Raw genomic sequence first — 18,343 nt, forward strand, 5'->3', positions numbered from 1 at the left:
AAAAAGGGAGGCCGGCTTGCGCCGACCTCCCGATTTGCATTCCAATGGTAGGAGCTGGTCTTACTGACCGGCGCCCGGGCCGTAGGTGACTTCCACGCGACGGTTCTGCACTTCGCGAACACCATCGGCGGTGTCGACGCGCGGACGGCTCTCACCGAACGCTTCCGTCGAGATGACACCGGCGGGGATGGCGTGCGACGTGAGATACGCCTTCACCGAGTCCGCGCGGCGCTGCGACAGGCCGACGTTGTACTTGGCCGAACCCGACTTATCGGCGTGACCGGCCAGCATGACCTGCGCGTTACCGCAGCTCTGGTACTGGCTGACGGCGTTGTCGAGGATCGACGCGGCCTCAGGCGTAACGTCCGACTTGTCCCATTCGAAGAACACGATGAACGGACCAGGCGAGCAAACCGGAGCCTCTGCAACCGGCGCGGGCGGCGGCGGCGGCGGAGCTTCGACCGGCGGCGGCGGCGGCGGCGGCGGCGGGGTCGGCGAGCCGAAGTTGTACGTCACACCACCGAGGATGCTGTGCGAACGATAACGACCTTCGAACTGACGGTTCGTCACGTCGACCAGCTTGACGTTGTCGGCGTTGAAGAAACGATACTTCAGCGTCGCGTCGATATGGTCGGTCAGCGGAGCGCGGACGCCGGCGAGACCCTGCCAAGCGAACACGGTGTCGGAATCGTCGACGAAGTTGCCACGGTTGTTGAGGCCGTAGTTCGCCTTGACGCGAGCCACACCGACACCGCCGCCGACGAAGCCCTGGATGCCGTCATCGTCGCCGAAGTCGAGCAGGCCGTTCAGCATGAAGCTGAGCGCCGAGGTCTTGCCGCCGGCATAGTCATAGGTGCCCTGCGGAACCGAGCTCAATGCCCCGTTCGCGGCGTAAGCCGGAGTCCGAAGCGTCGAGCTGTAACCGTCGACGGTCGCCGAACGGTAACCGACTTCGGTTTCGACGCGGAACCCGCCGAAATCGTAACCGATGACGCCATCGACGTCATAGCCGTAATTGTGGTCGACCGTGGCCGCCTTGGAGGTGGTGGCGATATCATAATCGATGTCTTCGACGATCATCGCGCCGCCTTCGACGCCAACGTACCACGACTTGTCGCGGGCGAGGGCGGGAGTGGCGAGCGCGGTGGATGCCAGTGCCAGTACGACGGCAAGCTTCCGCATAGGAGTCCCCTTTCTTGAGTGTCACTACGGACAGGGCAAACTCACTATCCGACGGTTGGTTTCCACGCAAGAATGCAAAAGCTCAGACCTGTTGCAAGGATGACACACCTGATTTCATCCCGCGATCAGACCATGTTGGCGCAAAGCATTGAGAATCCCCGTCAATGTTTTGCGTGCCCCCGTATCTACAACGGTGCCACCATCGGGATCGGCGATCGCGGCGCTACGCGAACCGACGACGGCGACGCCGCCGATCACGATCCGTCCGGCGACCACGTCGCCGTCGTGCCAGCGCCCGTCACGATAGACAATCGGTTGACCGGACATCGAGTTCCACGCGGCGAACCCATCGACGGGAACGACGAACCGCCAGCCGCCACCCGTCCAGCCGGCGAGCGCATCCCGATGCCCCGCCCAGGCATCGGTCGGTGCGGGGCCGACGATCCAGCATTGCCCCGGTTGCGGCGCGGCCGGCGGCGTGTTGCCGCCGATGCCCGCCACCGCCGGCTGCACCAGCATGTCGAGCCGCGTCAGCGCCTCGTTGTGCGTCACCTCCTTGCCGGCCTGCCCGGCGGCGAGCAACGGCAGCGCCAGCCGCGCGCTGATCTGATCGGTCATCGTCATGCTCCATCCGAAAGGGAAATACGTGCCGGCTGCGATGCGACCAGCGTACCCTGCTGGACGATCGCGATCGTCGTGCCGGGTGGCGGTCGCTCGCCGGCGGCAAAGCGCAGATACGGCGCCGCCGTCTCGACCACCCGCCGCGTGCCGTCCGCCCCAGTGACCGTCAGCCGATAGGCCTCCGCCTCCTCGACCAGCGGCGCGTCGACGCCGTCGGACCACGCCCAGCCGGCCCGGCTGCGTCGCGTCCAGCGGATCGCCAGCCCGCCATCTCCCTGCGTCTCGGCGACGGCACGGACCGGCGCGGGCGGCGCCACCGACGCGCCGGTGATCGCCACCGTGGTTTCCGCCGGCCCGTCGGCATCGCCCACCCCGCTGGCGAGCAGACGCAGCCGTCGTCCGATCGCCGCCACCGGCAGGTCGATCGTCGCGACCGCCTCCGGCTCGATCAGGACGAACCGGTCGCCGGCGGCTTGCGTGCCGATCGCCGCCTCGGTGCCGCGCAGCCCGCGATAGAGGCCGGTCAACGCCCAGCGCCCCTCCCCCAGCGGCGCCGCGCGCTCGAACTGGATGAGCTCGTCGCCGAGCAGCGCTAGGTTGTCGCCACGCACCAGGCTCGTCGCATCGGCGTCGCCCAGCGTCATGTCGCCTCGCCGCAGCACCACCACCGCCCGGCTGCGCCGGTCGGCGAGCAGCGCCGACGCCGCCGCCGGCGGGATTTCGATCCGGCCGATCGTCGCCGGCACCGCGGTCGCCCCCGCCCCGGTCCAGCTCGCCCCGTCGTCGAGGCTGTAGAGCAGCGCCGCCTGCCGCCACCCCGCCCCCTCGCCGGTCGCGAACACGCTCACCCGCGGCGCGCTCAGCGGCACCTCGCCGAGCCCCGGCAGCTCCGCCGCGATCAGCCATGTCCGGCCGATCGGCCGGTCGGGCGCCGCCGCCACCCGCCCGCTGCTCGCGCTCGCCAGCGCCGGCATCGCGCCGAGCGGCACCAGGGTCAGCGTCGTCATCATCCCCGACACGCTGCTCGCCGCGACCCGCCAGCGTCCCGCCTCGTCGGCGAGTGCGACGATCGCGCCCGGCGCGATGCCGAGCCCCTCGACCCCCAGCACCACCTCCCGCCGCGTCCGCTCGACCTCGCCGCGCGCCACCAGCGCCGCCGCGACCCGCTTCGCGGTCGCTGCCGCGACCACCGCGGGCAGCTCGACCCGGTCGATCCGCTCGCCGGCGCCGGGGCGGCGGACGCGCTGGACGCCGATCTGATAATCGCGCGCCAGGTCGTGATGCGCCACCGCCACCTCGCGCGGGACGCTCGCCAGCGCCGCCACCGTCCTCCGCCGCCGTGCCGTCCGCCCGCTCGCCGCCATGCCCGCATCCGCGACCACCAGCGCCGTGCCGCTATCGCCCTGCCGCACCAGTCGCGCGCCCGTGGTCCGCCACCAGCCGCCGTCCAGCATCGCCAGCGTATCGAGCACCCCGCGCACGCTCGCCCCCGACGCCGCAAAGCCGTCGAGCGCCAGCCCGCCGCCCGCCACCACCTCGGGCGCGAGCGCCGCGGCGATCGCGCCGCATCCCACCGCCGCGGCATCCGCGACCAGCTCGAAGGTCAGCGACGGGATGCGGTTGCCGAAAGCGCCGAGCTGCATCCCCTCGAACACCGCATAAGCGATCCCGCGATAGGCCGGCGTCTTCCCCATCGCCGAGGCGATCAGCGGATCGACCGGCTGATCCTCGCTCCCCAAGTGCAGGCGGAACCCGGTCTGGCTCTTCCAGTCGCCGGCCGCACCGCGCAGCAGCTTGCCCTCCGCCCAGATCCGCCGCACCGCCAGGATCGGCCGTGCCGACAGCGCCACCGCGAAGCTCGCCGAATAGGCGTAGCTGTTGGTCCCCGGCTGCCCCTTGCCGCCGCGCTGGCTGCTGCGCGTCTCGATCAGATCGGTCGACCAGATCACCGTGCCGGCGACCCGCATCGTCCCGAAGATCTTGGGCAGCGCCGTGCCGTAGCTCGACGTCTGCACCGCCAGTTCGGTCAGCCGCGGCCCCTCGCGCGCCGCGCCGCGGAACAGCCGTCCGTCGATCGCCTGACCGAGGATCGCCCCGACCGCGCCGCCGATCGGCCCGCCGACCATCTGCCCGACCGTGCTCAGCACCAGCGTCGCCATCAGCCCCTCCCCTCGTATCGCCAGGCCCCCAGCAGCGGCCAGTCCGGCACGCCGGGCCGCGCGACCACCCGCCGCAAGCCCGCATCGGCATGGACGATGCCCTCGGCCGTCCGCACCGCGCCATGCAGCTGCCCCGGCCCGACCCGGAACAGCAGCACGTCACCCGCCGCGCTGCCGTCGCCCCGTGCCAGCGCCGCATCGAACCGTGCGATCACCGCGGCGGGATCGCCGCCCCGCAGCGCATATCCGCTCGGCACGTCGCCGGCCCAGCCCGCCCCGCGCAACGCCGCCGCGATCACCCCGATACAATCGAGGCCATGCGCCGCCTCGCGTCCGTGCAGCCGGAACGGCGCGCCCACCAATCCCGAGGCGACCTGCGCGACGCGCTCACCCACCGGGATAGCGGGTCAGCAGGTCGACCCCCGGCAGATGCGGTTCGCCGCGGAAGTTCGCCGCATTGCCGAACCGCGCCGTGCACGTCGCGAAGCTCTTGTCGCACCCCTCGACCAGTTCCACCAACGCCCCCGCCGCCACCGCAAAGGCCGGCGCACCGCGCAGCGTCACGCTCGTCCCGGCGGACAGGTCGATCGCCTGCACCAGCCCGCCGTTCGCGCCGCCGCACCAGCGCAACACCCCGCCCGCATAGGCCCCCGCCACCGGCTCCGCGGCGTCCAGCGTCACCACCCGGTCGGCGACCGCCACCACGCGCGCGAACCGCCGCCGCCCCGCCATCGCGACGCGGCAGCGCCGGTCGCCCAGCTCGGCGCGGCATTCCGCCGACGTCTCCTCCACCACCGGCCGGTCGAGCGCCGCGCTTGCCCCCGCCAGCTCGGCGGTGAAGCCGTCCTCGCCCAGCTCGACCGCACCGATCCGCCCCTCGCCCAGCTCGGCGACGAGCGCCCCCGTCTCCCAGTCGACCGCGAACAGCCGCACCCGCGCCCCGTCCCAGCGCCCGGCGAGCAGGTCCGCCTCGCCGATCGCCGCGCTGGTCAGGCTGCCGCGCACGTCCATCGTATCCGCCTCCAGCCCCGCCGAGCGTTCGATCGCCGACGGCACCATCCCCGGCGCGGCGCGATGCACCAGCCCGTCGACGACGAGATCGCGGTCGTGCGTGGTCAGCCCGATCGCCACGCCGTCGCGCCGCTCGATCCGCCAGCAGAAGGCGACGCACGACAGCGCGGTCACGCGCGCACCTCGATGAGCGGCACCGAGACGGCCTCGCCGGCGAGGAAGGTCGCGCGGCTCACCCGCAACCGGTCCTCGGCGAAGCGGACGACCACGTCGAAGGCGAAGCTCGCGCGCACCACCGCCCCCGCCGCCGGCGCGGTATCGAGCAGCACCACGCCCCCCGCCTCCAGCACGAAGCCCTGCGTCGCGACGCCATCCACCGCGACGCGCACGCTGCCCGCCACCGGCCGCACGATCCGCCGCGTCGCCGCATCATAACGTTTGACCAGGGCGAACCGCCGCCGCACCCCGTCGCCGCTGCCGAGCGGCGCGTCGGTTGCGCCCGCATCGAACGGATCGCGCAAGCGGAACGCACGCGCCGGCCCCATCCGCGCGCGGAAGAAGGCGAGCAGCGTCGCGATATCCGCCTCGCTGCGCACCCCCGGCCCGACATCGTAGCCCGTCCGCGCCTCCGCCCAGCCGGCGTTGCGCTGCTCGGCGCCGCCCGCCGCGGTCAGGATCGTCGTCGCGAAGCCCGGGATCACCGCCGCCTCGCGCCCAAGCGCGATCGGGAACAGCACGTCGTCGTAATCCTGCACGTCATCCTCCCCCTCGAAATGGACGAAGCCGTCGCGCATCACCTGCGGCAGCGCCCACAGCACCGCCGCCGCGACGCCGCGCGTCCGCGCCGCCAGCGCCGCCGCCTCGATCAGCGGCCAATGCGCCGCCGCCTGGTCGCCGCGCAGCACGAACCCGGCGAGATAATGCTGCCGCGCCGGCGGATAGCCGAGCCGCGCCTGCGCCGCGGCGACGCCGCGCGCGGTCGCGGCGCCGTCCCCCGCGGTGACCCAGTCGTAATCCTCGAGCTGCAGCACATCGAACGCCGGCGCCGCCCAGCCGGGCGGCATGTTGGCGCGCTTCAGCTCGGGCGCCGCGGGGTCGAGCACCGTCGGCAGATAGGTGAGCAGATGGCTCCGGCACCCCGGAAACGCCGTCTTCACCGCCGCGACCAGCGCCGCGGTCGACGCCGCCAGCGCCGTCCCGGCGCGATCCAGCGTCACGCGCTGCGCCGCGTCCAGCGTCCCGCGGACCGAGGGGATCGCCACCGGCGCGAACGCCGCCACCGCCGCCGCGTCGTAAAGGCACGGCCGCCCGTCCGCCATCGTCCACCACCACGGCTCGCCGACCTGGAACATCGGCGCCAGCCCCGCGGCGACGCCGATCGCGACGAACGCCGCGGCGACCTGCCGCAGGTATCCCATCGCCCCGTCGTGCGACGGCGACAGCAGGGTCGACGGCGGCACCCAGCCGGTCTGCGCCGGCGCGCCGTCGGCGGCACGCTGCTTCCAGTCGTTCCAGCAATGCGCGTCGAGCAATTCGTAGCTCAGCGACCAGATGACATCGTAGCCGAACATCCCAGCGCGGGCGGCGAAATCGCGATGCCACGCGGCGCAGGCGACGTTGAGTACCCCGCCGCTCAGCCCGACGTAGAAGCCGCCGTACAGCGCATCGAGCCGGAAATAATGGCTCATCCCGACGTAATGCGTGATCGCGCCGCGATACCCCAGATGCAGCGCATTGCGCAGCAACCGCGCCGGGGTGAGATTGTAGCTGTCGTCATAGCCGCTCGCGATGGCGAAGCCGTGCTCTGGCATGACCGCGTCGCCGATCGCCAGCACCGCCCCCGGCCCGTCGCAGGCGATGCCGGTCAGCTCGACCCAGCCCTCCCGCGCCGCCGGCAGTGCCGCGGCGCTGCCGTCATACTCCGGCGCGACCAGCGACACGAACAGCCGGTCGACATCCCCCGCCCACACCGGCTGCGCCTCGTCGGGCAAGCGGAACCCGCCCGACAGCCGCGCGAAATCGAGCGTGACGACCGCATCCTCGGGCGTGCCCACCGCGTAATTCCACAGCCTGACATACCAGGCCCGCGCCACCCCCGCGGCATCGCGCCCCTCGATCGTCAGCGTCGGCCCGTTGACCGCATCCAGCGCCTTGATCCCCGCCGAGCGCCAGCGGAACCGCAACCGGCAGCCGCGGAAATCGCGATCGGTCTCATAGCGCAGCAACGGATGATCGAACCGGTCCTCCGCCTCCCAGATCAGCCCGGCGAGATCGGCGCGTGTATGGAAGACCGCATCGACCCGCATCGCATCCGCCGCGGGATTGGTCACCGCCGCCATCATCGGCCGCGGGAAATTGACCGTCCAGAACCGCGGATCGAACCGCGAGACGACCCCCTCCGCCTGCTGCTCCCGCCGGGAGCACAGCCAATACGCCATATCGGATCTCCCCTGTGCCGGCGGTGGACAGCCCCCGCCCCTCCGTCATCCCGGCGCAGGCCGGGACCCATGGACCCGCGACGCCCACAACGGCGCGCCACACCCCATGTCCCCCAACCATAGGTCCCGGCTTCCGCCGGGATGACGAAAGAGGGGTGAAGGCGACGCGCCCTAACGACCGCCCTCTTCGCGCCTTCGCGTCTTCGCGCGAACAAATCCTATGCGCCTCCCCCCGAACGCGACCGCGCCGCCTCACCCCTCCAGCGCCGCGCGCACCGCTCGCGCGACCTGCCGGCTCGACCGTTCCATCGCTGCCGGCGCTTCCCCCGCCCCGGCCTGCACGTGGATCGTCACCCGCACGTCGCGCGCGCCCGCCGCCGGTGCCGCCTCGACCCGCCCGCTCGCGGTCGGCACGAACAGCTCCGGCCCGCGCTCGCCGACGACATAGCCGCGCCCCGGCGCCACCGGCCCGCCGGTCGCGCGGCCGGGCAGCCCCAGCCCGAGCAACAGGTTGGACAACGACGCCGGCACCCCGATCCCGAAACAGCCCCCGCCGGACGGCCACGGCCCGTCGCGCGGTCCGCCGGCGCGCGATCCCCCCAGCACCGCCCCGACGCCGGCGTGCAGCGCCGCCTTGGCGATCTGCGCCATCGCCGCCAGCGCGACGCCCTTCAGCTCCTCGAAACCGAACGTGCCGCTGCGCACCGCGCGCAGCAGCGCGGCCTCGATCGACCGCCCCGCCCGCTCCGCCCCGGCGCCGAGCGAGCCTTCCAGCGTCCCGCGCATCGCCTCCACCTCGCGCGCGAACCCCGCCGTGTCGGCGTGCACGCCGACCATCATCCGCTCCACCTCATCCATCCGGAAACGCCTCCCGCATCGCCGCCAGCGTCGCGGCGTCGGGCGGCGTCGCCACCGCACCGCCGCCGCTCGCCGCCGCCACCACCGCCGCCAGTTCGGCCGGCGTCGCCCGCCAGAAGGCGTCGGGGCTCCACCCCAGCATCGCCCCGGCAGACCCCGCCAGCCGCACCGCACATGCCGCGAACTCGCTCACCGCCCCGCCAATATCTGGTGGAGCAGGTCGCGCAGCACCGGCGTCAGCTTCGCCAGCCCGACCCCGATCAGCGCCTCGCCCAGCGTCTCGCGTGTCATCCCCTCGGGCGGCTCGCGCAGGCAGTGCCAGAACAACGCCACCAGCTCGCCGATGCGCAGCTTGCCGTCGGTCGCGCGCACGACGAGGTCGAACAGCGAGCCCAGCTCCTGCTCCGCCGCGACCAGCGCCTGGAACGACGGCCGCAGCACCATCTCGCAGCCGTCGACCCGCAGCGTGCATTCGCCGCGCGCCGGGTTCGCGCCCGCGCCGCTCACGACGCCACCACCGGCCCGGAACTCTCCAGGCTCACCGTATAGGATCGCTCGCCGTTGAAATCGCCGGCATAGTCCAGCTTGGTGACCAGGAAGCGCCCGGTCATCGCATCGCCGCTCTCGAAGCTCAGCCGGTAATCGTCGATCGTGCCCGCGAGCGCGCTCGCCTTGATCCGCGCCTCGGCGGCGGAGCCGGTAAACACCCCCGCGCCCGACACGCTGACGCTGCGCACCCCGGCGCCCGACAGCAATTGCCGCCAGCCGCCCGAATCCTTGCTGGTCACCACCACCGCTTCGCCGTTGACGCTCAATTGCGTCGTGCGCAGCCCCGCCACCGTCGCGAACGCCGGCACCGCCGCGCCGTCGCCGACCTTGAGCAGGAACGCACTGCCCCGTTCCACCGCCATCGCCCGTCTCCTTCAGTTGATCCGAAACATCCGCACCGCGAACGTGCTGGTGCCGATCCAATGCTCGGTCTTGCCGCGCACCAGCCGGCTGCGCGCCAGCCGCAGCCCGGCGAGCCGCCACCCCTCCGCGCCGAGGTCGGCGGGCATCGCCTCCATCGCCGTCTCGACCGCGACGATCAGCGCGCGCAGCCGGTCGGGCTGTTCGCCGACATCGGTATAGGTCACCGCGATCGTCCCGACCCGGCCGCTGACGCCGCTCGCATCCGCCGCAGCCAGCACCGGATCGTCCAGCGTCACCCGCGGCATCGCCGCGCGCAGCGGCGGCGCGGCGAACACCCGCGTCCGACGCCGCAGGTGCGCGAGCGTCGCCGCGTACAGCACCGTCCCCGCGCTCACGACCGCGCCTCCGCCGTCAGCCGCATCCGCCGATACGGCCGCCACAGCGCCGCCACCGCGGCGGGCGGCTCGACCCGCCCGTCGCGATGTTCGGACAGATGCGCGGCGAGCAGCACGACGCCCTGTTGCAACGGCGCGGCGAGCAGGTCCCAGCTCGCCGCCAGCCCCGCGGAATAAGCGACCGTCACCGCCGCCCCGCTCCGCACCCAGCCGATGCCGTGGCCGTCGATGTCGATCCCCGCGCCCGCCGCCGGTGCGGTGATCGCCCGCACCGGCAGCTCCGCCAGCCGCTGCCAGCCGGGCGCGGCGACGAGCGTCTGCTCGAAGCCGCGCACGACCAGCCGCTGCCCGCAGAACGCCTCGCCCAGCGCCAATGCGGTCGCCGCCGCACGGCCGAGCACCGCATCCGCCTCCCCCAGCCGCAGATAGTCCGCCGCGGCCGCCGCCGCCGCCGCTATTGCCCCCTCCATATTTCCCCCTTCCCCGCTCAGGCGGCGGCGAATTTGATCAGCTTGATCGCCTCGCTGTCGGCGACGCAGCCACCGATCCGCCGCGTCGCGTAGAAGCTGACGAACGGCTTGTTGGTGTAGGGATCGCGCAGGATCGCGGTTTCGGCACGCTCGGCGATCAGATAGCCCGCGGCGAAATTGCCGAAGGCGATGGCGACCGCGTTGGCGGCGATATCGGGCATGTCCTCCGCCTCGACGACGGGATAGCCGAGCAGCCGCGCCGGCTGCCCCTCGGCAAGCCCCGGCTGCCACAAGGGATGGCCGTCGCTGCCCTTCAGCTTGCGGATGCGCGCCAGCGTATTGGCGTTCATCACCCAGCTCGCCCCCTGCCGGTACGGCGCGCGCAGGCTCTGCATCAGGTCGACCAGCCGTTCGTCGGCCGCGCCGCCGAAATCGCTCGCCGCGCCCGAGGGCAGATATTGCAGCGTCCCCAGCGGCCGCGCGCCGTCCTTCGCGGTGGACACCGGCTGGGTCAGGAACCCCTTGGGCCGGTTGACGCCGTTGCCGCCGACGAACGCCGCACCCTCCGCATGCGCGAATTCCGCCGCGATCTCGTCCGCCAGCCATTGCTCGACGTCGAACGCCGCATCGTCGAGCATCGCCTGGCTCGCCGAGGGGTTGGCGTAGAGTTCGCCCATCGGCGGCACCAGTTCGGTGAACACCGGCGTCGCGGTTTCGGGCCGCGGCCCGGTCTCGCTCGCCCAGCCCGACGGCGTGCCGCCGGTCGTGATGAGCTTGCGATAGCCCGCCGAGCCGACCTGCACGACATTGGCGATGGCGCGGATCGGCGAGGCGCCGGTCAGCACCCGCGCGATCCGCGCATCGATCTCGCGCGGCACCGCATAGCCGCCCGCATCGCCGCTCACCCCGGTGAACGCCTTCATCTCCAGCGTCGCGCCCTGCCGCACGAAGCCTTCGAAGGCTCCGTCCGCCTGCGCCGCACGCGCGCCGTCCCCCCGCGCCATGCGCGCGCCGTCCAACGCCGGCCGATCGACCACGTCCATGCTCATTCTCCTTGGTTGAAAACTCTTGGCCGCCGGCTCAGTCGATCCGGTCGATCCGCGCCCCCGGCTGCATCGGCACTGCGACGAGGCTCACCTCGACCAGCGCCACGCGCAGCAATTCGCGCCGCGCGCCCTGCGCCACGCTGAGCGGCCGATAGCCGACCGACAGGCCGTCGATCGCGTGCCCGCGCACCAGCGCCGCGACGCGCGGATCGTCCACCTCGCCCGCGATCCGCAGCCCGCGCGCATCCTCGCCGATGCCGACGATCCGCCCCACCGGTCGCCCGCGATGCTGCCACAGCAGCGGCACCGCGCCGGCATCCGCAAAGGCCCCCGGGCGCATCACGTCGCCCGCGCGGTCGGCACGGTCGAACAGCGCCGCATAGCCCGCGAAGCGCACCGGCGCGGTCACTCCAGCCATGCGCGGAACCCCAGCTTCACCGCCAGCCCCGTCAGCAGCAGCGCCCCGGCGATCCGCAGCAGCCACCCCGCCGCCGCCTTCCACACCGAGCGCTTGGCGTCGCGCCACGCGCCGAGCAGCTCGCGCAGCGCGGCCAGGTCGCCCTGCGCCTCCTCGTCGCCCAGCCCGAGCCGCTTGAGCGCGCGCATCGCCGACAGCTCGCCCGCCTCCTCGGCGATCGCGCGCATCGTCGCGATGTTGCTGCCCTCGCGCGCCGCCTGCGCCATCAATTGCGCCAGAACCTCGCTCATCGTCCTACTCCCACCATCATGCGTTTCTCCTCGTCCGACAGGAAGCCGGCCGCCGCGACGCTCGCCCACAACCGCTCGCGATCCTCGCTCAGCGCCGCGACGCGATCGAGGTCGACCGAGAGGCTCGCATCCTCGAACCAGCCGTCCAGCCCCTGCGCCAGCGCGGCGAGGATCGTCTCCGCCAGCGGCAGCACGGTCAGCCGCCACAGCGCCCGGTTGGCCTCGCGATAATTGGCGTAGGTCGCATCGCCCGGCAGCCCGAGCAGCATCGGCGGCACGCCGAAGGCGAGCGCGATCTCGCGCGCCGCCGCCGCCTTCAGCCCGACGAAATCCATGTCGGCGGGGCTCAGCGACAGCGGTTGCCAGCGCAGGCCCCCCTCCAGCAGCATCGGCCGCCCGGCATTGCCGGCGCCGGCGAAGCCCGCCTCCATCTCCGCCTTCAGCCGCTCGAACTGGTCGGGCGCCAGCGCGCCGCCGTCGCCGGGATCGTAGACCAGCGCGCCCGACGGCCGCGCCGCATTGTCGAGCAGCGCCTTGTTCCAGCGCGCCGCCGCATTGTGCACCGCGACCGCCCCCGCCGCCGCGCCCAGGCAGCCCATGCCGTAATGATCGTCGACCGGGTTGAAGCTGCGGATATGCACCACGTCGGGCCGCGGCCCCTCGGCATCCAGCCGCGTCCGCCGCTCGCCGACCCGATAGACATAGGCGGTCGGCCAGCCGCTCGCATCCAGCTCGGCGGTGACCCGCTCGGGCCGCAGCGCATAGAGCGCCGCCACCCCGCCGCCGCCGTCGCGCAGCAATTGCACATAGGCGTTGCCGTGCAGCAGCACCTGCGCCGCCGCGCTTTCCAGCAGCGCCTGCCCGCCCGAGCGCGCCGCGACCAGCGTCGCCAGCGCCGGCACGCTCGCCGCGATCGGCGCCGCCGCGACGCTCTCCGCCACCAGCTTCACCGCGCGCTGCGCGATCGCATTGCCCGCGAAGGCCTCGCGCACCTGCGCCTCATACGACCGCGGCCACTCGCCGAGCGCCACCCCCGTCCCCGTACGCGACAAGGCCGGCCGCCCGCCCTCGCGCGCACCCCTGCGTCCGAACAACCGCATGATGATCTCCCGTGATGTAAAGGATGGCAAAAATCCTCCCTCGCTTCAGCGGGGGAGGGGGACCGCCGGCCGCAGGCCGGTGGTGGAGGGGGCGTTTCCACATACGGCGAACGTGCCGTATCCTCCCCCTCCGTCACGCCCTTCGGGCGCGCCACCTCCCCCTGGCGGGGGAGGAGTTAGAAGGCTCACCCCAGGCGCCCCCCTACAACCCCCGCACCCCCGCCCGCGCGCGCCGGCCGAGCATCAGCTCGTTCATCGCCCACACCAGGGCATCCGCCCGGTCCGGCGACCGCCCCGGCCCGTGATAGCCGCCGCCCGCGACCAGCCCGCACATCTCGTCCTCCAGCGCGGCGAACCGGCCGCAATGCCGCACCCGGTCGCGCTCGTAGAGCGTCGCCACCGGTTCGGCGCGCGCGACCTTGCCGCGGCTCGCGCGCACCAAAGTCACCGGCAGCGCGACGTCGGCGGCGAGCAGCACCGATCGCACCATCTGCCCGCCCTGATTGGCCTCCGCCACCACCCGGTCGGCGCGATGCCGCGCCGCGCAATCCGCCACCGCGCGCGCCCAGCCCTCGGGCGACGCCGCCGCCACGCTCGCATCCTCCAGCACATAGGCGAGGCCGTCGCCGTCGCGCCCGACCGCGACGATCCCGCAGGCGTCGCCCGCGCCGGCATCGCTGCCCGCCGGCGGATCGACGCCGATCACCACGCGCACCAGCTCCGCGGGCGCGACGCCGCGGCTCGCCTCGATCCGCGCCCGTGACCACAAGGCACCGGCGAGATCCTCGATCATCTCGCCATCCAGCTCCTGCCGGCCCAACAGCGTGCCGCCATAGGCATCCTCGACATGATCGACGAAGACCGCGGGCAGGAACGGATTGTCGCGCGTCGCCCCGCGCGTCTCGACCAGCCCGCGGGCGCGCAGCACCCGCTTCATCAGCGCGGTCGGCCGCGGCGTCGTCGTCACCACCACCCGCGGTTGCACGCCGCGCCGCAGCCCCATCAGCAGATTGTCCCAGGCGGCATCGCCGCGCCGCCATTTGGCCAGCTCGTCGCACCAGGCGGCGCTGTGTTCGGGGCCGCGCAGCTGATCCGGCACATCCGCCGAATAGATCCGCGCCACCGCACCGTTGGGCCAGCGGACCTCGCCCCGCGACACCGTATAGCGTGGCGTCTGCCCGGTCTTGGCGACGGCGCGCACGCCGCTCGGCCCCTCGATCATCACCCGGCGCACGTCCGCCGCGGTCGCGCCGACCAGCGCGATCTCGGCGCCGTCGTCGGCACCGGCGACCGCGGTCACCCATTCCGCCCCGGCACGCGTCTTGCCGAAGCCGCGCCCGGCGCGGATCAGCCAGATCCGCCAGTCGCCCGCCACCGGCGGCGCCTGCCCGTGCTGCGCCCAGCCGCCCACCCAGCGCTCCGCAAGCTCGCGTTGCATCGGCCCCGGCAGCGACCGGACCAGCCATGTGCGGTCCGCCTCGGACAGCCCGGCGAGCGCCGCGAAGATATCGGTCGTCGCGTCGCTCATGCCGCCGTCTCGTTCTGCTTGCGCTTGGCGAGCGTGGCGAGCCGCCGGAGGATCAGCGCATCGCTCTCCTCGCGCGTCGTCACCTGCCGCGGCGGTTTGCCGCGCTGTTCGCGCCCGGCCCGCCGCTGGTCGTGCCAGATGAGCAGCCGCAGCCCATGGTCCCAGTCGAAGCGGCCCGTGCCGGTGTCCGCCGCCGCCGCATCGCCGCCCGACAGGACATAGGCCATCGCCTGCGTCTCGATCGTCAGATAGCCCGCGTCGAGCGCCGCCCGCCAGGCTTCGCGGAAGGCGGCGTTGGTCCGCTGCCGGTAATAGGCCTGCGCCGGATCGATCCCGATTCGCCGTGCCGCCGCGCTGATGTTCCCGGTGCGCGACAGATGATCCATGAATGCGTCGGTCAGCGCCGCCGTCCACCGCACGCGTCGGCCGCGCTCGGGCAGCACGATCGTGATCGTCTCGCGTTGGTCGGGCGTGGCCCCGTCTTGGTCTGCCGCGATACCTACCGCCATCTTTCGCCCCCCGTTCGCCAAAACGCGATCGGGCCGGCAGCGGCGGGGCTTCCACCCCGACCGCTCCGGCCCGACCCGCAATTCCTCATCGTTCCTGTTATGTACCCTAACAGCGTGACGATGTCAAGCGCTTTGTACCAAATAGGATAGCACGGTTTTCATCCGTGCTGTTACTATTCCACTGGTTGAAGGAGAGTTTGTAACTTGCGATAATCACACGCATTCGCGCATCGACCTGTCCAACAAATTGTGTCACAAACGGGTCCATCGCAGCATAGGATGTGACTCCCGGCCGCCGTCTCGCGCAATTCTGCGGCAGCCATGGCTCGGGTGACATCGATCAGGACGGGCCGTTCGGCAATGACCAGAAAACGTACATCGCTGAACGGAAAAGGCTTTTTATGAGGATGGCATTGGGTCCGGCCGCGCATGGCCTGATCGCCGGCGACCTTACCGTGGCCGAAGTCGATTCGGCCTATGAGGCGATTCTCGGTCTGCCCCGCGACGCGGTGATCGGCCGCAATGTGTTGGACACGCTGGCCGAGGCCGACCGCACCGCCGCCGAACGCCATTTGCGGCGTATCCTCGACACCGGCGAACCGCGATTCTTCTCGCAGCGCCACGTTCGCCCCGACGGCAGCGCGCTCTGGGTCAATCTGCACGTCTCGCGCATGGGGGTGGGCGACGACCGCAAGCTCGCGGTGACCTGCCAGCCGCTGCGCGAACAGACCACTTCGCCTTCGACGGTCGAATCGCAATGGCGGATGGCGCGGCTGCTGCTCACCGCGATCCGCAGCGGCAAGCAATCCTTCGGCCAATCGCTCATCGGCAACCCCGCGACTGAGATCCTGCTCAGCGCCTATGTCGCCGAGGCGGAGGCGAAGGCGATCCAGGGCGGCGAGATCGCGACGCGGATCGCGGTGGACTGGCTGCTCGCACGGCGCTGGCTGCTCGCGCTCGGCAACGCCGGCTTCATCGAACTCGAACGCCCCGGCCCGATCATGGAGGATACGCCGATCCGTTTGAGCCCGCAGGCGCTGACGATGCTGGAGGCGATCTTCGGCTCGCTCCTCGCCGTCGCCCAGGGCGCACCGGTCGAGGCCTAGGTAAATTCCTCCCCCGCCAGCGGGAGGTGGCATGCCGAAGGCATGACGGAGGGGAGGTAAGCGATGTCCGCGGCTGTCGTATCCTCGGCCTCCGTCACGACTTTTTCGCGCGCCACCGCCAGGGGGAGGAATTTACGAGAGATCGATCGGTCCTGACCGGTCAGCGCGATCGCGTCGCCGCGCGCGACCGCAACGCCAGCCGTGCCCTTGCGAGCCACCCGCGCGGTATGGTGGGTCGCAACGAGTCGCCCAGCAACGGCTGGAACTCATGCGGCTCGAACGGCACGTGCGCCAGATCGAGCATCAGACCGGTGACGTCCTTCGACAGGCTGGCGTGATTGTCGGCATCGTACGTCGCGCGCAACGCCTGCCCCAGCGGCTGCAGCTTGGCGTCCTGCCCGCGCAATCGTTCGGTATCTTCGTCGTCGCCGGTACCGCTGCCGTCCATGATTGCCGCCCTCGTCCATCCGCTCAACGAACGGCGCGGCCAGTGGTTCAGTCCGGACGCCCCGGCTTGTCCGCAGGTCCACCGGCGCCCTCGCCGCCCGGCGGGTCGCCGTCGGCCACCGCCGTCTCGCCGCCGCCGTAGCAGCGATCGAGATAATGGTTGGCGATGATGTAATGGGCACGCACCGCCTCGGGGTGGGTGGCGCGCTGTGCCAGCTCCAGCTCGGTCTCCGCCCGTGCGTAGAAATAAGTCGTGTCGTCGCGCATGTCCGTTGCTTTCCGGCGATACGTAGATCGCAAATCCTATAGGGTGGCGGTGGCCGCGCCGATCAATGGGGGCGCCGCTGCGGCGGCGGCGATCCGCCCGACCGCGTCAACGGCTCGCCGCATCGGCGAGTCCTGCCCAGGCGGCGATCTCGGCATCGCAATGGCCGTGGACGATCAGGTCCCCCGCGCGCTCCGCCGCCAGATCGACCGTCACCGTCCCGCGCCATTCCCAGGTCGCATTGCCCGACAGGCTGACCATCGCGTCGCGCGCGACCTCGGCACGCACCAGCCCGCCCTTGTTGAAGACGGTGATCGGCGCATCATAGGCCAGCCGTCCGGTTAGGCACGCGGCGAAGGCGGAGGCGGCCATCGCGCTGCCGCAACTGTCGGTCAGCCCGACGCCGCGCTCGAACGTCCGCACGAACAGGTCGCCCCCCCGCATTTCGACGAACGACACGTTGGCGCGATTGGGCAGCCAGTCCGGCGCCGCCTCGCACGCGCTGCCCAGCGCGACCAGCTCCGCCTCGTCGACGCGATCGACGAAGCTCACCAGATGCGGATTGGGCATCGCGACCGCGGTGAACAGCCGCGCGCTGCCCAGCGGCGGCACGACCGCCTCGACGATCCGGGCTCCCGCGCCGTGCAGCGGCCAGGCTGCGGCATCGAGCCCCGCCGGCCCCGCCGTCTCGCGCACCGTATAGACCCCAGGCGCCAGCTCGGCATCGCGCACCACCGCGGCGCTCGACGTCTTGAGCCTCACCTGGCCTGCGTCGATCCCAAGCGCCTCGAACCCCAGCCGCGCCACACACCGCAGCCCGTTGAGGCACGTCTCCGCCTCGCTCCCGTCCGAATTGTACATGACCATGGAAAACTGATGTTCTTCATCGCCTTGGCCGAGCAGGAGCAGGCCGTCGCCGCCCACCGGCCCGCGCCGGTCGGCGAGCGCCCGCGCCACCGCCGCCCATTCCGCCGCGGCCAGATCGATGGCGCGCGCATCGATCAACGGAAAATCATTGCCAGAGCCATGGCATTTCACGAAATCGAACTTCACCACACCCGTCCCGTTGCGGCCCTATGGACCGCTTATGTTCTCGTCTCGCCGCGCCGATACACCCGCGGTGGCGGTCACGGCAAACGATAATGATCGGCCAATCGGTCGAGCGCGAGCGTCAGCACCAGCCGCCCGGCGCGCGCCGGCCAGCCCAACGCCTTCTCCGCCACGGGCAGCCCCTCGCCCGCGCAGATCACCCGCCACGCGACATCGGCGAGCCCCTTGCCCGCCGCGGCCAGCGCCGCGTCGAACCGGCGTTTGGCGGCGATCTGCGCCGTCGTCGGGTCGAGCCCCGCGCCGCCGCCGCCATCGACCCGCGCCACCCAGCGCATCGTCACCCGCGGCCCCAACGCCGCCGTCTCGTAATCGCCGCGCAGCCGCTCCCCCGCCTCGAACTGCCGCGCATCGACCAGTCCGCGCGCGCGCAGCCAGCCGAGCGGCGATTCGGCGACGTTCACCGTCACGCTGCGCCCCTTGCCTATCGTTCGTTCGACCAGCTCCCGCATCACCGCCTCCATCCGAGTCGCAACCCACT

Annotated in this window: 23 protein-coding genes; 1 reads left to right on the forward strand and 22 read right to left on the reverse strand. The window is 72.2% G+C overall.

Annotation, left to right across the window (positions count from 1 at the left end):
* Positions 1-60: 60 nt before the first annotated feature.
* The 18 genes from SFC76_RS13750 to SFC76_RS13835 form a co-directional block, all read right to left on the reverse strand.
* Positions 61-1,182 (reverse strand): OmpA family protein, encoded by a 1,122-nt coding sequence (locus SFC76_RS13750; RefSeq protein WP_322849993.1) that lies wholly within the window; start codon positions 1,180-1,182, stop codon positions 61-63.
* Between the two features lie 114 nt (positions 1,183-1,296).
* Complete coding sequence (locus SFC76_RS13755; RefSeq protein ID WP_322849994.1) at positions 1,297-1,800, reverse strand: DUF2793 domain-containing protein; 504 nt, start codon at positions 1,798-1,800, stop codon at positions 1,297-1,299.
* Between the two features lie 2 nt (positions 1,801-1,802).
* A complete protein-coding gene (locus SFC76_RS13760) occupies positions 1,803-3,962 on the reverse strand; it encodes a phage tail protein (RefSeq protein ID WP_322849995.1) in 2,160 nt (719 codons plus the stop codon).
* Positions 3,962-4,357, reverse strand: coding sequence for a peptidoglycan endopeptidase (locus SFC76_RS13765; RefSeq protein ID WP_322849996.1), 396 nt, complete (start codon positions 4,355-4,357; stop codon positions 3,962-3,964). Before SFC76_RS13765 ends, SFC76_RS13760 begins: the two co-directional genes overlap by 1 nt.
* The gene (locus SFC76_RS13770) at positions 4,350-5,147 is read right to left on the reverse strand and encodes a DUF2163 domain-containing protein (RefSeq protein ID WP_322849997.1); all 798 of its coding nucleotides are present in this window, start codon (positions 5,145-5,147) and stop codon (positions 4,350-4,352) included. Before SFC76_RS13770 ends, SFC76_RS13765 begins: the two co-directional genes overlap by 8 nt.
* Positions 5,144-7,411, reverse strand: coding sequence for a DUF2460 domain-containing protein (locus SFC76_RS13775; protein WP_322849998.1), 2,268 nt, complete (start codon positions 7,409-7,411; stop codon positions 5,144-5,146). The genes SFC76_RS13770 and SFC76_RS13775 overlap by 4 nt, the downstream gene beginning before the upstream one ends.
* Positions 7,412-7,663: 252 nt before the next feature.
* Complete coding sequence (locus SFC76_RS13780) at positions 7,664-8,269, reverse strand: tail tape measure protein (RefSeq protein WP_322849999.1); 606 nt, start codon at positions 8,267-8,269, stop codon at positions 7,664-7,666.
* Entirely contained in the window at positions 8,262-8,411 is a 150-nt protein-coding gene (locus SFC76_RS13785) for a phage tail assembly chaperone (RefSeq protein ID WP_416222428.1), read from the reverse strand. The genes SFC76_RS13780 and SFC76_RS13785 overlap by 8 nt, the downstream gene beginning before the upstream one ends.
* A 47-nt stretch (positions 8,412-8,458) precedes the next feature.
* Entirely contained in the window at positions 8,459-8,776 is a 318-nt protein-coding gene (locus tag SFC76_RS13790; RefSeq protein ID WP_322850001.1) for a gene transfer agent family protein, read from the reverse strand.
* Positions 8,773-9,180: a phage major tail protein, TP901-1 family gene (locus SFC76_RS13795; protein ID WP_322850002.1), complete on the reverse strand. Its 408-nt coding sequence runs from the start codon at positions 9,178-9,180 to the stop codon at positions 8,773-8,775. The genes SFC76_RS13790 and SFC76_RS13795 overlap by 4 nt, the downstream gene beginning before the upstream one ends.
* A 12-nt stretch (positions 9,181-9,192) precedes the next feature.
* Positions 9,193-9,576 (reverse strand): tail completion protein gp17, encoded by a 384-nt coding sequence (gene gp17 / locus SFC76_RS13800; protein WP_322850003.1) that lies wholly within the window; start codon positions 9,574-9,576, stop codon positions 9,193-9,195.
* Positions 9,573-10,046 (reverse strand): hypothetical protein, encoded by a 474-nt coding sequence (locus tag SFC76_RS13805; RefSeq protein ID WP_322850004.1) that lies wholly within the window; start codon positions 10,044-10,046, stop codon positions 9,573-9,575. The genes gp17 and SFC76_RS13805 overlap by 4 nt, the downstream gene beginning before the upstream one ends.
* 17 nt (positions 10,047-10,063) lie before the next feature.
* Positions 10,064-11,089 (reverse strand): phage major capsid protein, encoded by a 1,026-nt coding sequence (locus SFC76_RS13810; RefSeq protein ID WP_322850005.1) that lies wholly within the window; start codon positions 11,087-11,089, stop codon positions 10,064-10,066.
* Between the two features lie 37 nt (positions 11,090-11,126).
* The gene (locus tag SFC76_RS13815; RefSeq protein ID WP_322850006.1) at positions 11,127-11,510 is read right to left on the reverse strand and encodes an HK97 family phage prohead protease; all 384 of its coding nucleotides are present in this window, start codon (positions 11,508-11,510) and stop codon (positions 11,127-11,129) included.
* Positions 11,498-11,800: a DUF6127 family protein gene (locus SFC76_RS13820; protein WP_322850007.1), complete on the reverse strand. Its 303-nt coding sequence runs from the start codon at positions 11,798-11,800 to the stop codon at positions 11,498-11,500. The genes SFC76_RS13815 and SFC76_RS13820 overlap by 13 nt, the downstream gene beginning before the upstream one ends.
* Complete coding sequence (locus tag SFC76_RS13825; protein WP_322850008.1) at positions 11,797-12,900, reverse strand: phage portal protein; 1,104 nt, start codon at positions 12,898-12,900, stop codon at positions 11,797-11,799. Before SFC76_RS13825 ends, SFC76_RS13820 begins: the two co-directional genes overlap by 4 nt.
* A 202-nt stretch (positions 12,901-13,102) precedes the next feature.
* Positions 13,103-14,428, reverse strand: a complete 1,326-nt coding sequence (locus SFC76_RS13830) for a DNA-packaging protein (RefSeq protein WP_322850009.1) — start codon at positions 14,426-14,428, stop codon at positions 13,103-13,105.
* A complete protein-coding gene (locus SFC76_RS13835) occupies positions 14,425-14,937 on the reverse strand; it encodes a hypothetical protein (protein ID WP_322850010.1) in 513 nt (170 codons plus the stop codon). Before SFC76_RS13835 ends, SFC76_RS13830 begins: the two co-directional genes overlap by 4 nt.
* A 407-nt stretch (positions 14,938-15,344) precedes the next feature.
* Here SFC76_RS13835 and SFC76_RS13840 point away from each other — a divergent pair, with 407 nt between their 5' ends.
* Entirely contained in the window at positions 15,345-16,043 is a 699-nt protein-coding gene (locus tag SFC76_RS13840) for a PAS domain-containing protein (RefSeq protein ID WP_322850011.1), read from the forward strand.
* A 160-nt stretch (positions 16,044-16,203) separates the two neighbouring features.
* On the opposite strand, the gene SFC76_RS13845 is transcribed toward SFC76_RS13840, so the two are convergent.
* The 4 genes from SFC76_RS13845 to SFC76_RS13860 form a co-directional block, all read right to left on the reverse strand.
* Positions 16,204-16,491 carry a hypothetical protein gene (locus tag SFC76_RS13845; RefSeq protein ID WP_322850012.1) on the reverse strand — a complete coding sequence of 96 codons (288 nt, stop codon included), beginning with the start codon at positions 16,489-16,491 and terminating at the stop codon, positions 16,204-16,206.
* Between the two features lie 47 nt (positions 16,492-16,538).
* The gene (locus tag SFC76_RS13850) at positions 16,539-16,757 is read right to left on the reverse strand and encodes a hypothetical protein (protein ID WP_322850013.1); all 219 of its coding nucleotides are present in this window, start codon (positions 16,755-16,757) and stop codon (positions 16,539-16,541) included.
* Positions 16,758-16,863: 106 nt separating this feature from the next.
* Positions 16,864-17,808: a diaminopimelate epimerase gene (gene dapF, locus SFC76_RS13855; protein ID WP_322850014.1), complete on the reverse strand. Its 945-nt coding sequence runs from the start codon at positions 17,806-17,808 to the stop codon at positions 16,864-16,866.
* 74 nt (positions 17,809-17,882) lie between these two features.
* Positions 17,883-18,314: a DUF6456 domain-containing protein gene (locus tag SFC76_RS13860; RefSeq protein ID WP_322850015.1), complete on the reverse strand. Its 432-nt coding sequence runs from the start codon at positions 18,312-18,314 to the stop codon at positions 17,883-17,885.
* Positions 18,315-18,343: the final 29 nt, after the last annotated feature.

The sequence above is a fragment of the Sphingomonas sp. CD22 genome (assembly GCF_034556155.1).
Lineage (GTDB): Bacteria > Pseudomonadota > Alphaproteobacteria > Sphingomonadales > Sphingomonadaceae > Sphingomonas.